General features: G+C 54.8%; 11 protein-coding genes and 1 pseudogene. 1 reads left to right on the top strand and 11 read right to left on the bottom strand.

The window, feature by feature from the left end:
* Positions 1 to 33: 33 nt before the first annotated feature.
* Both ABH912_RS02365 and ABH912_RS02360 read right to left on the bottom strand, forming a co-directional pair.
* Positions 34 to 699 (bottom strand): annotated as a pseudogene (locus ABH912_RS02365) (ATP-binding cassette domain-containing protein); the annotation flags it as partial.
* Positions 700 to 902: 203 nt separating this feature from the next.
* Positions 903 to 1,748: a hypothetical protein gene (locus ABH912_RS02360; RefSeq protein ID WP_429509476.1), complete on the bottom strand. Its 846-nt coding sequence runs from the start codon at positions 1,746 to 1,748 to the stop codon at positions 903 to 905.
* Here ABH912_RS02360 and ABH912_RS02355 point away from each other — a divergent pair, their 5' ends adjacent.
* The gene (locus ABH912_RS02355; protein WP_429509475.1) at positions 1,749 to 1,928 is read left to right on the top strand and encodes a hypothetical protein; all 180 of its coding nucleotides are present in this window, start codon (positions 1,749 to 1,751) and stop codon (positions 1,926 to 1,928) included.
* A gap of 108 nt (positions 1,929 to 2,036) precedes the next feature.
* Here the strand turns inward: ABH912_RS02355 and umuC are convergent, their stop codons facing one another.
* The 9 genes from umuC to ABH912_RS02310 all read right to left on the bottom strand — a co-directional run bounded on the left by umuC (position 2,037) and on the right by ABH912_RS02310 (position 11,907).
* The gene (umuC, locus tag ABH912_RS02350; protein ID WP_429509474.1) at positions 2,037 to 3,314 is read right to left on the bottom strand and encodes a translesion error-prone DNA polymerase V subunit UmuC; all 1,278 of its coding nucleotides are present in this window, start codon (positions 3,312 to 3,314) and stop codon (positions 2,037 to 2,039) included.
* Positions 3,307 to 3,732, bottom strand: coding sequence for a LexA family protein (locus tag ABH912_RS02345; protein ID WP_429509473.1), 426 nt, complete (start codon positions 3,730 to 3,732; stop codon positions 3,307 to 3,309). Before ABH912_RS02345 ends, umuC begins: the two co-directional genes overlap by 8 nt.
* A gap of 310 nt (positions 3,733 to 4,042) precedes the next feature.
* On the bottom strand, positions 4,043 to 5,374 hold the full coding sequence (locus ABH912_RS02340; protein WP_429509472.1) for an LLM class flavin-dependent oxidoreductase: 1,332 nt from the start codon (positions 5,372 to 5,374) through the stop codon (positions 4,043 to 4,045).
* A 64-nt stretch (positions 5,375 to 5,438) separates the two neighbouring features.
* A complete protein-coding gene (locus ABH912_RS02335; protein WP_429509471.1) occupies positions 5,439 to 6,203 on the bottom strand; it encodes an ABC transporter ATP-binding protein in 765 nt (254 codons plus the stop codon).
* Between the two features lie 25 nt (positions 6,204 to 6,228).
* Positions 6,229 to 7,002 carry an ABC transporter permease gene (locus ABH912_RS02330; RefSeq protein WP_429509470.1) on the bottom strand — a complete coding sequence of 258 codons (774 nt, stop codon included), beginning with the start codon at positions 7,000 to 7,002 and terminating at the stop codon, positions 6,229 to 6,231.
* Between the two features lie 8 nt (positions 7,003 to 7,010).
* Positions 7,011 to 7,916 carry an ABC transporter permease gene (locus tag ABH912_RS02325; RefSeq protein ID WP_429509469.1) on the bottom strand — a complete coding sequence of 302 codons (906 nt, stop codon included), beginning with the start codon at positions 7,914 to 7,916 and terminating at the stop codon, positions 7,011 to 7,013.
* Positions 7,917 to 7,920: 4 nt separating this feature from the next.
* Positions 7,921 to 9,030: an ABC transporter substrate-binding protein gene (locus ABH912_RS02320; RefSeq protein WP_429509468.1), complete on the bottom strand. Its 1,110-nt coding sequence runs from the start codon at positions 9,028 to 9,030 to the stop codon at positions 7,921 to 7,923.
* Between the two features lie 35 nt (positions 9,031 to 9,065).
* Positions 9,066 to 9,977 (bottom strand): TauD/TfdA dioxygenase family protein, encoded by a 912-nt coding sequence (locus ABH912_RS02315; RefSeq protein ID WP_429509467.1) that lies wholly within the window; start codon positions 9,975 to 9,977, stop codon positions 9,066 to 9,068.
* 598 nt (positions 9,978 to 10,575) lie between these two features.
* On the bottom strand, positions 10,576 to 11,907 hold the full coding sequence (locus tag ABH912_RS02310) for a dicarboxylate/amino acid:cation symporter (protein WP_429509466.1): 1,332 nt from the start codon (positions 11,905 to 11,907) through the stop codon (positions 10,576 to 10,578).
* Between the last annotated feature and the right edge of the window lie 138 nt (positions 11,908 to 12,045).

Below are 12,045 nucleotides of genomic sequence, written 5' to 3'. Positions count from 1 at the left end.
GATATTGATCGCTGTAGGATATTACTAAAAGAGTCACTTCAATCGGTTTGACAGAAACTGCTTCAGTCGTTCGCTTTGCGGATTATCCAATATGCTCGCATTGCCTTGCTCTTCTATACGTCCCTGGTGAAGAAACAAAACCTGGCTGGAGACTTGGCGAGCGAAGGCCATTTCATGGGTGACCATGATCATGGTGCGCCCTTCCTCCGCTAATGCCTGTATCACCTTGAGCACTTCACCTACCAACTCCGGATCAAGAGCCGAGGTGGGCTCGTCAAACAAAATAATCTCAGGCTCCATCGCCAAAGCTCTCGCGATGGCGACACGCTGTTGCTGGCCTCCGGAAAGAAAAGCGGGATACTGCTCGGCAACACGACGAGCCAGACCTACCTTGTCCAGATACTTGTAAGCGCGCTCCAGCGTTTGCTGACGCGTCAAACCCAGAACCTGCTGTGGCGCCATGCAGATGTTTTCCAGAACCGTCATGTGCCCCCACAGATTGAACTGCTGAAACACCATTGCCAGCCGTGTTCGCAAGCTTCGCAGTTGCCTGGCATCAGGTGCTTGGTAACCACCTTTGGCATTGCACATTTCAATGCTTTTACCATCAAGCGTTATCACGCCAGCATCAGGTTGTTCCAGAAAGTTGATGCAGCGCAGCAAGGTGCTTTTTCCCGACCCACTGGCACCAATAAGACTTCGCAGTTTCTTGAATACGTCAAAGAAGATGCGGTGGGATAGGCAGCGCAATTGTCGAAGGGAAAAAATCGTCGTGTCTTAGCATGCCCGCATCGACCATCGTCCAGCCACCATTGGAGATCCCGGTGTCCTTGCAGGCTGAAGCTCGCAATGGGGATTAAGAGTCCAATCGGCGAGGCAATCAGCACCTCGCCTGTTCGAAATCAGGTCTCACCGTGGGTATCGTACTCACACACCAACGTTCTGAATGTCTGCGGTACCGGCACGTATTTCAACAAAGGGTACTTCGTAGGCTCGATATCTTCACTGGCAGTGATTTTGGGAGCGATGAGTATTTTGTTTCTACTGCTGTCGAGATAAAGCACGTCAAATTCGTCAGACCGGACGTTGGTGCACGGTGAAAAACTGTTGAAGTCAGCTACATGCGCAAAACGATAGAGAACCCCAACGCGCCGCTCATCTGATGCCATGACTTGGGTAACAAAAATGGCAGTAATCAGAAATACCAAGCAGTTTGATAAATGGCAGACAGCATAGCCGGCGGCGCGTTTACCTTTGCGACTTGCCTCTGCGTACAGAACGAAGAGAATGAAAGACGCTATAAAAATCAGATAGAGAATCGGCTCAAGTTTTGCCAAGGCATGCATGAATGTCGCTGCAGCCAATGTCATCGGTAGAAGAGATGAGTCGACATGAAAAATCTGGTTGATTTCCGCCTGGGCATCGATCTTGGCGAAAACGCTCAGCCCACCTAAAAAAACAGCCCAAATCAGCAAGCTCGATTTCAGGTGCATGAGCTTCTGGGCAAGTTTGATTTCGATAAGGCTCATCAGAATGTAGAAGCTGATGAGCATCGATATAGTGAGTGTGAGGATGAATAGTGTTGGGTAAGGCGTGCTTGACCGAACCGCGAAGCCAGTAATGGCGACTAGGAGAAAGGCAACGACTGCCAGCGCGCAGAGCGCCCTAACTGTCGCTGTCTGATTCGGTGAATTACTTTCTGATTCGGACTGGCTAATAGCTTGGTTCAGGCGGGAAATATCCTGCATATGCAGTCGATCCTTGATCCGGGATTAAGAGTGTCAGAGCAGCAGCGCTCCGTCTCTCACCTATCGGCACTCCTGCCTGATGCTGAAGGATCTGAAAATGCAATGCTGCTGGATCGTGCCTTCACCACTACAAAGATGCTGATACTTTTCGGCGGTATTCCCCACACCATGCTCAATTAATGACCAACACATGACAGGCCCTGCGCTCTGTGCTTCTCGGGTCATTATCCACAGATATACCCACCCATTTTGTGGATAGCTTTGTCGTGTACGTCCCACTGAAACTTATCAGCACTGAACCGTCCAAAGCTGATCAATCCTCGTGGTGAAGCTCTGGCTCATCATCTCCCGTCGCATCCCCCAATCAGGATTACTCGGCACACTCGCCGCACGTAGCGTTCCCCTTCCCCACCGCCCATTAATCTTGTCCAACACAGCCATCACCTTGGTCGCCTCTGATGGCTGTGAGACCGCGAACAAATCATCCGTGTACTCGCCTGGCTGGCAAAGGTTGAGGAGCAGAACCTCGGCCTTGCTGTACTTGAAACCTGGCCGGTAAACACGTTCAAGCGCATCCACCGCAGCTTTGGTCAGCAGCCTCACATCGTCAGTGGGATAAGGTAGGTCCACCACTACCCCATTGGCGAACTTGGCCTCCTCGGGATTGAACATGCCCGTGCGGATACTGACGCGGATCTTCTTGCATACCGAGCCCTGAGCACGAAGCTTTTCCGAGGCGCGCATCATGTAGGTTGCCACTGCCTCCTTGATCGGCGCCAACTCTGTGAGACGCTTTCCGAACATTCGGCTACAGCAGATCTCTTGCTTCGGTGGATCCGGCTCATCCAATTCAAGGCAAGGCGTTCCAGCCAACTCCCTGGCTGTCTTTTCGATCACCACACTGAATTTCTTACGCAGCATCCGCGGATCAGCCTTGGCCAGGTCCATGGCGGTTTTAACGCCCAGCGCGTCCAAGTGCATTTTCATGCGTCGACCGACACCCCACACCTCAGACACATCCGTGTTGCGCAACACCCAGTCGCGCTTGAAGGGGTCACAGATATCGACCACACCGCCCGTTTCAGCCTGAAGGCGTTTTGCGGTGTGGTTCGCGAGCTTGGCCAGCGTCTTCGTGTGAGCGATCCCTACGCCGACGGGAATGCCAGTGCAACGCAGTACCTGACTACGAATACGACGCCCGAGCGCATCCAGGTTCGAGATGCCCGTTAAATCAGCAAAGGCTTCGTCAATGCTGTAGACCTCCACCGCCGGCACCATCGATTCGATCAACGTCATCACTCGCTCACTCATGTCGCCATACAGCGCGTAGTTTGAGGAGAAAGGAACGATGCCGTGTTGCCTGAGTTTGTGCTTGATCTGGAAGTACGGCTCCCCCATTTTCACGAAGGGTTTGGCGTCATAGCTGCGGGCAATCACACACCCATCGTTGTTGCTCAGCACTACGATGGGAACACGCGCCAAATCAGGCCGAAACACACGCTCGCAGCTGGCGTAGAAGCTGTTGCAATCAATCAGCGCAAATACCGGCTCTAGCTTTTTAGACATGGCTGCGCACGCTGCTGGTGATCACACCCCAGATCGAAAGCTCATCGCCCTCAAGCACGTACCTCGGTGGGTACTTAGGATTTTCCGAAAGCAGGATCATCTGAGTGCCGCGCTTGCACAGTCGCTTGCACATAGGTTCGTTGTTCAGCAAGGCCACCACGATGTCGTTGTGGCCCGCTTCCAATGCGCGATCAACGATCGCCAAGTCACCGTCAAAGATTCCAGCACCTTGCATGCTGTCACCCGCGATTGAGATCAGGTACACATTCGGCGCACGGATGTTCAGGATCTCGTCCAGGGAAATGTGCTGTTCGATGTGGTCAGCCGCTGGCGAAGGAAAGCCTGCGGGTACGCGAAAGGAGCAGCGAGGCAGTTTAATGCCGCCTTCTATGAGAGGGCCTAGGACGGTAAAGCTCATGGCGACGCCTTCTACAAATACTGGTTTTATGTACAGTATCTGTAGAAGGTGTTATCCGGTCAATTTTCAGTGGATTGTTTGCGACAAGCGGAGCCACTGAGAGCCTAGAATCAAAAATCTGTAGGGCCGACTGCATCTAGGCATAGTTGGACCGTGGATTAGTCGCAGAACAGGGGTTCTCACTGCTGATGTTGCGCCCCATGTCGAGCTACTGACTGGCTTCGTCATTAGCTGACCAGATGCGCACACCTGTAGGAACCTAACGCCCGTGAGCAGCCTCGGGCGTCGTTTAAGACTATCTGCCCTTCGCTCAGGCGGACTTCAGGGAAAAACGCGAATCCGGGCGATTCAAGCCGTAATGCTCGCGCAGAGTACTACCCGAATATTCACTGCGGAACAGGCCACGCTTTCGCAGTATCGGCAGCACTTCATCGAGGAACACTTCAAAGCCTTCGGGGAACGCCGGCGGCATCACATTGAAGCCATCGGCGGCACCACTGCGGAACCACTGCTCGATCAAGTCGGCAATCTGCACCGGCGTACCTACCGGCACCCAATGCCCACGAGCACCAGCCAAGCGATTGATCAGTTGGCGCAACGTCGGTTTCTCGCGGTCGACAATGTCGATGATCAATTTGAAACGGCTTGACTGGCTTTCGCTGCTGTCGAAGTTGATCAGGTGGCGCGGGAACGGTGCATCCAGATCGTGCCCGGTCAGGTCGACCCCCAACATGCGGCGTAGCTGACCTAACGAGATGTGCGGCAGCACCAGTTCGTTGAGCTCGTCGAACTTGCGCTGGGCTTCGGCTTCGCTGCTACCGATGTAGGGGCTGATGCCCGGGAGAATTTTCAACTGGCGAGGATCGCGCCCCGCCGCCTTCGCCCGAGCACGGATATCGTTGGCGAATTCGGTCGCGCTTTGCAGGGTCTGGTGCGCGGTGAAAATCGCTTCGGCATGCCTGGAGGCGAAATCACGGCCATCTTCAGAAGACCCAGCCTGCACCTGCACCGGCCGCCCCTGTGGCGAGCGCGGAGAGTTGAATGGGCCCTTTACTTTGTAGTGGGTACCCACGTGGTTGATCGCATGCACCTTGTCACCATCGGCAAATACCCCGGAAGTCTTGTCCAGCACCAGCGCATCGTCCTCCCAGCTGTCCCACAGGTCACCGACCACCTGTACGAATTCTTCGGCCTGAGCATAGCGGTCAAACGCCGAGGGATGTTTATCCAGACCAAAATTGGCGGCTGCAGCGGCCATGGAAGTGGTAACGATGTTCCAGCCGGCGCGCCCCTTGCTGAGGTGGTCCAGCGCACTGAATGAGCGGGCCAAATTGTAGGGTTCGCTGTAGGTCGTGCTGGCCGTGGCGATCAGGCCTATGCGTTGGGTCACTGCGGCAATCGCTGCCAGCCAGGTGATGGGTTCGAAACGAATGCGCAAACCCTCATGCCCGCTTTCAGCCAGTGACGGCGAATCCGCGAAGAAAATCGCATCAAGTTTCTCGCGTTCAGCGCGCAGTGCCAGTTGCTGGTAATAGCCGATATCCATGGACAATTCCGGCACCGACTGCGGGTGACGCCAGGCCGCTTCGTGATGGCCGTTCGGGTAGATAAATAGGTTGAGACTGAGCTGGCGTTCGGACATTTCCCGTTCCCTGAAAAAATTGAGTTTGAAAAACAAACCTGCGCACGGCGTCAGGCGCAGAGTCTCAGTGCAGCTCGGCAAAATCGCTCAGCACATCGTCGCGCAGGGCAATGAAGCGGCTGTCACTGCGGTTGCGTGAACGCGGCAGATCGATGTCGAGGATGCGCCGGATGCGGCCGGGGTTGGGCTGCATCACCACCACGCGGTCACCCAGAAATACCGCCTCATCAACATCGTGCGTGACCAGGATCATGGTGATTTTTTCCTTGACCCAGATGTTTTGCAGCTCGCCCTGCAGGCGCGCACGGGTCAAGGCATCGAGAGCACCCAGCGGTTCATCCAGTAGCAGCACGCTCGGGCGATTGACCAACCCTCGGGCTATGGCCACGCGTTGCGCCATGCCGCCGGATATCTGATGAGGGTAGGCATCGATAAAGTCTTGCAGGCCGACCAGTTCAATGTGCTCACGCACGGTGTCGCGTTTCTGCTTGGCGTTCAGGGGTGAGTTCTTGAGGCCAACAGCGACGTTCTGTTCCACATTGAGCCAGGGGAATAAGCGGTGATCCTGAAATACGATGCCACGTTCCAGACCAGTGCCTTCGATGGGTTTGCCATCCAGCAGGATGCGCCCGTCATATTCTTCGTCCAGTCCAAGAATCAGTCGCAGCAGCGTAGATTTGCCGCAGCCGCTGGCACCGACGATGCTGATGAACTCGCCAGGAGCGATGTCTAGGCGGATGTTGTCGAGTACTTGCAATTGAGTCGAACTGCCCGGTCGGGAAGCGAAACGCTTGCTGATGTTTTCGAGGGTCAGGCTGTTGTTGAGCATGTTGCAATCCTTTTGAAAGTGCCAATCAACGAGGAGCGATGCCGTACAGGCGCTGCATTCGCCGCTCAAGTGTCCGGGCCAATGCGTTGAGGCCCCAGCCCACCAGGCCGATAACCACCATTCCAAATAACACCAGGTCCATCATGAAATGTTCGCTGCCATCAATAAGCGTGTTGCCTATCCCCTCCCCCGATACCAGCAGATATTCGGCACCGATGGTCGCCAGCCAGGAATAGACCAGTGCCAGGTAAATCCCCGTGAAAATCGACGGCAAGGCGGCGGGAAGCATTACCCCGACGATGGTTTGCCAACGGGTGAAGCCGTATACCCGCGCCACTTCCAACAAGTTAGGTGGGACATTGCGTAAACCGTCGCAGGTATTCACCACCACCGGCACCAGCGCTGCCAGTGACAGGAACACTACCTTGGCCACATCGCCAAGGCCGAACCACACCGAGATCAACGGGATCCAGGCGAACAGAGAAATTTGTTTGAAGGTATTGAAACTCGGACCTACAAGACGTTGGAAATAGCGCGACAGGCCCAGCAGGCAACCCAATATCAGGCCAAGCGTGGTACCGATAAAAAAGCCACTGAGGTTACGCGCCAGGCTGGCAGAAATTGCCCGCCAGAATTTGCCCGAGGCAATTTGATCCCAAGCCGTGGTGGCGACTTTTTCCGGCGAAACGAGCAAGCCCGATTGGCTCCAGCCCTGGCTCGAAGCCAGCCACCACACGGCAATGGCGGCAACTGGCAAGACCCATCCGCGATATCGGCGGTTACGGCTACCTACTGACATGATCGCACTCATGACAGTCGCCCCCCGGCAGTTGGCCGACCACGACTCAAGCGTTGTTCCAAGTAGTCGAAACCGCGGTCTATCAACAGGCCGAGAGCACCGACCACCACAACGGCCGCCATCACCAAGTCCAATTGAAACAGCTGGCGTCCATAGACAATCAGGTAACCCAGCCCCTCACTCGATGCCACCAACTCAACCACTACGAGCGACAACCAGGCTTTGGTGAAGCCCAGACGCAAACCGGTGAACAGCGTCGGGATGGCCGCCGGAAAGACGATGGAGGTGACGCTTTGCCGACGACTGAAGCCGTAGGCCCGGCCGACCTCCAACAGCCCTTTGGGCGCCTGGTGGAAAGCCTGCAAAGTACACAGAGTGATCGGCACCATGGCCGCCTTGGCAATCAGCACATACTTGAGCGTCTCGCCGATGCCGAACAGCAACAAGGCAAACGGCAACCAACCCAGTACCGGTATTTGCACCAGCGCGTTGAAGGTGGGTAAAAGATAATCCTCTACAGTTTTGGAAAGACCCATGGCCAAGCCCAGAGCTATGCCGACGAATGCACCCAACGCAAATCCGACGACCACCCGTTGCAAGCTGGCGAACGCGTTCAGCCACAGGTCACCGGAGGTGACCAGGTCCGACAAGGTTTGATAGACGTAGCCTGGCGGTGGTAGCACCTGCTCTGAAAGCCAACCGCGTTCCACTCCCAAGTACCATAAGCCGAGCAACACCAGCGGCAATAGCCAGGGCAAGGCTTTATCACCCAGTTTGAAGGACCAGGCCGACGTGCGCAGTACCTCTACCTTGCGTACTGAACGGGCCGGTGACGGTGGCAAGCGTTTGACGTTGCCGATGGTTAATGCCGGCGTCGCGTACTGCTCTTGTCTGACGGTCTGTGCCCTGGCCATTTGCCTAGCTCCCTTGCCTGCTGGTCGCGGCAGCTACTGCATTGCCAGCGGGCTGTTTGCCATCCGGGCCGTAGGGCGTCCAGTAGGTTTCAAGCCCCTTGGCTTTCAGGGATTTTTGCAAGTAGCTGGTCTCGAACCAGCCATCGATGCTGACGGGGCGACGGATGAGTTTTTCTTCCTTGGCTTGGTCCGCCACGGCCTGATAGCGGCCAAGCAGAAAGTTGTCGACCAGAGGCGAGGCTCTGTCCCTGAGACTTACACCGGTAAAGTCGGCGCGTAGTGATTCTGCGGGTTCATTACTCTTGGCCCATTCAGTGAAGACAGCATCACGATGGCTGTCATCCGATGTCCATTTCGCCGCATCCACCAACGTATCGACAACCTTTTGCACGTTGTCCGGATGTTTTTTCTCATAGGTACCCCGAACCACCAGTGCAGTCTGCCGGGTGTAGCGCACATCCTGGGTGGGGTTGTCATAAACGATGTCGATCAGGCCTTGATCGCGAAGCTTGAACAATTCGCGGCCGCCGAATGCGGCATCTACTCCATTGGATACCAATGCTGCCTGAGTGCTTCCGGTATCGAGGTTGATTACCTTGATATCGCGCTCGGTCAAACCATGCTCCGCCAAAAGATTGATCGTCACCAGATGGCCGTTGGTTCCACGAAAGACCGCCACCTTTTTACCTTTCAGATCTTCGATGCTTTTGAGCTGAGAGCCCTTGGGAACTGCCAGGTAAAGGTTGGCACGTACACCCAGTGCGGCCAGCAGTTTGGTGTCCAGCCCATTGGAACGCCCAACTACTGCAGGCAGATCGCCCTGGTAGGCGAAATCAAGTTGCTGGTTCGACAAGGCTTCGTTTACCGCGGGGCCAGCCCCTTTGAAAAAGAACCATTGCACCTCGGTACCGGTTCCAGCGAAGGCCTTTTCCAACAGTTGCTGATTGCGCACAATGCCCAAGGTAGAGCCACTGAACGTTACCGGGTCACCGCCGCCGGCCGTCGCTACACCAATGCGCAATACATCGGCTTGCGCCAAGGGTATTGCAAGAAGCGCAGCCAGTACTGCAGCGATGCGGCCTTTGTGAAACAGGGGGATACCTTTAAGTTCCATGTAGAAACCTTCCTTGTGTCGATGAGACTCGTTTGTTACGCAGCGAGGTGTTTTTTATCGGCTTCGGTTTTCGGCGAGCGGGTATCCGGGCTTGGCTTGAGCGCTTGGCTCAAGCGACCGTCAACGCCAACCGGCACATCACCGCTGATGGTGGTTCGGCGCACGATTCGTTGGGCATCGCCATAGTCGTTAATCGCGATGTGCTGCGTGGCGCGGTTGTCCCAGATCACCACGTCACCCTCCTGCCAGCGCCAGCGCACGGTGTTGTCGACATGGGTAATACGATCGTGGAACAAGCGAATAAGTTGTTTCGAATCGCTATTGCTGACGCCCTGAATCTGTTTGACAAAGTGCCCCAACAACAAACTCCTTTCGCCCGACTCTGGATGCACTCGCACCAAAGGGTGTTCGGTCTCATAGACTTCGGCGGTAAACTGTTCGCGATAACGTCTGATACCCGACTCGTCAGTATTACGTGGCGCCGCGTAGTCATATAAGTTGGTATGCAACGCGCGCAAACTATCTGCCAGTTGTTTTAAGGGCTCGGGCAAGTCGGAGTAAGCTGCGGCGGTATTGGCCCACACCGTGTCACCGCCGTAAGGTGGAATAACCACACCGCGCAAGATGGAAATCTTCGGATAATTAGCAACAAAGGTCACATCGGTGTGCCAGGAATTGGCTCGGGTTTCCTTGGCATCCAGATGTAGGATGGCGGCACTTTTCTCGGCGGAACGTACGGTCGGATGCGGTACCTGATCACCGAAACGCCGGGAAAAAGCTTCGTGCTCGGCGTCATCCAGATGTTGGTCGCGAAAAAACAGAACTTTATATTTCAGTAGCGCCTGGTTAATAAATTCGAATTGCTCAGCACTGATGTTTCCACCCAACTTCACACCTTCCAGTTGCGCACCAATTCTACCAGAAGCGGGTTTGATTTGAATTGTCATCGAGCTACCTCCTGTCTCACGAGTTGTTGTAGGACCAATCATAAAGACATAAAAGCGGCCGTGACTAATCACCATTTATTATAAAGATATAAGATCGACCATATAACTAAACCACTATAGAAATTAACGAACAGCTATAAGCTACCGGTTATTAGCTCATAACTCTTTAGTTCGGTATTGGAACAAACAGTGACCAATAGCGGAAACGGCGTACACGAACGAAGTACGTTCAATATCGCTCCAACAACTCAGGTCGCCCCGAGTGATCTGTCGACAGCCCTATCCTGAAAGACGCGCAGGGCCGCCCCGATCGCCACTGCCCACAAACGCACCATGGCGATGCAAGGCTTGTGATCGTCCTTCATCGAAACGATGACGTGACGACAGCGTTCTAAAATCGATCGTAGCCCTTCGCGACAGGCAGCAATCGGCCCAGAGTGTGTAAAAACGCCTTCGCGAACCCTTGCTATGATTTCTGAGGATTTCATCGCAGGGATCGCCCTTGTGGTGATGAGAAGACTTCGAATACACCGGGTCCGCGTTGCGGACAGAACGCAAAAGCCCGTCGCAAGGACGGGGCTTTCTTTACCGCACTAAATCAGGTACGCACAGTTGCTCCGTCAGTTAGCGAATCCGGCGGCGCGGTAGACGCTGCTCCGGGGCCCTCTTCCAGTCCTTGTTGAAGCACCTTTTCGTCCAGCTGACCACACCACTTGGCGACCACGATTGTCGCTATCCCATTGCCGATCAGATTGGTCAACGCCCGCGCTTCGGACATGAAGCGGTCGATACCCAAAATCAAGGCCAGCGCCGCAACCGGCACATGCCCTACCGACGACAGCGTAGCCGCCAATACGATGAAGCCACTGCCCGTAACACCCGCCGCGCCTTTTGATGTAATGAGCAAGACCAGCAACAAAGTGATTTGGTGCGTGATGTCCATGGGTGTATCGGTGGCTTGGGCAAGGAAAACCGCTGCCATGGTCAGGTAAATGGAAGTGCCATCGAGGTTGAAGGAATAACCGGTCGGGATGACTAGACCAACGACGGACTTATGTGCACCGAGTTTTTGCATTTTGACGATCATCAGTGGCAACGCCGTCTCGGACGACGAAGTACCTAGGACGATCAGTAGTTCTTCGCGGATGTACTTGATGAACTTGAAGATGCTGAACCCGTGGACGCGTGCGATCGTGCCCAATATTCCCAGTACGAAGACCACGCAGGTGAAGTAAAAGCACAGCATCAGGTAGCCCAACTGGACTAAAGAACCTACACCGTACTTACCGATTGTGAACGCCATAGCACCCAGCGCACCGATTGGCGCGACTTTCATCACCACGCCCATGATGCTGAATAACACCTGGGAGATGCTCTCGATGAACTCGAACACCCGACGGCCATAGTCACCGATGCGATGCAGCGCGTAACCAAACAGTACTGAGAAGAACAACACCTGCAGGATCTCACCCTCAGCAAACGCGCCAACAATCGTATTGGGAATGATGTGCAGCAGGAACTGGATCGTGCTCTGTTTTTCTCCCGCGGCGGCGTACGCAGCGATCCCCGACGCATCGAGCGTGGATGGATCGATATGCATACCCGCGCCCGGCTGCACGACGTTGACTACGGCCAGCCCGATCAACAGGGCAATTGTGGAAACGATCTCGAAGTAAAGAAGCGCATAACCACCGGTCTTTCCGACCGCTTTCATGCTTTGCATACCGGCGATACCCGTGACCACCGTACAGAAAATGATGGGGGCGATGACCATTTTGATCAGCTTGATAAAACCATCACCAAGCGGTTTTAACGTGGTGCCGGTTTCCGGATAGAAATGGCCAATCAGGATGCCGATTGCGATCGCGAACAAGACCTGAAGATACAGAATCTTGTAGAACGGTTTGCGGATATGGGTTTCAGCAGACATGGCGGAACCTCGCTTGGGACGCGTGCGTAGTCCTCGGACCACAGCACCCGTTACAGACACCTTCCTTTGATGGAAGAATTTGTTTTTGAAGTTAAAGTCCGCTGAGTTGGGCGAAGAGCATTAGCTGCGCCTCAAACC

The sequence above is a fragment of the Pseudomonas sp. BT76 TE3572 genome (assembly GCF_050435365.1).
Lineage (GTDB): Bacteria > Pseudomonadota > Gammaproteobacteria > Pseudomonadales > Pseudomonadaceae > Aquipseudomonas > Aquipseudomonas fluorescens_W.
The sequence above is the reverse complement of the archived record's forward strand: the minus strand, read 5'-3'. Positions and strand labels throughout refer to the sequence as shown.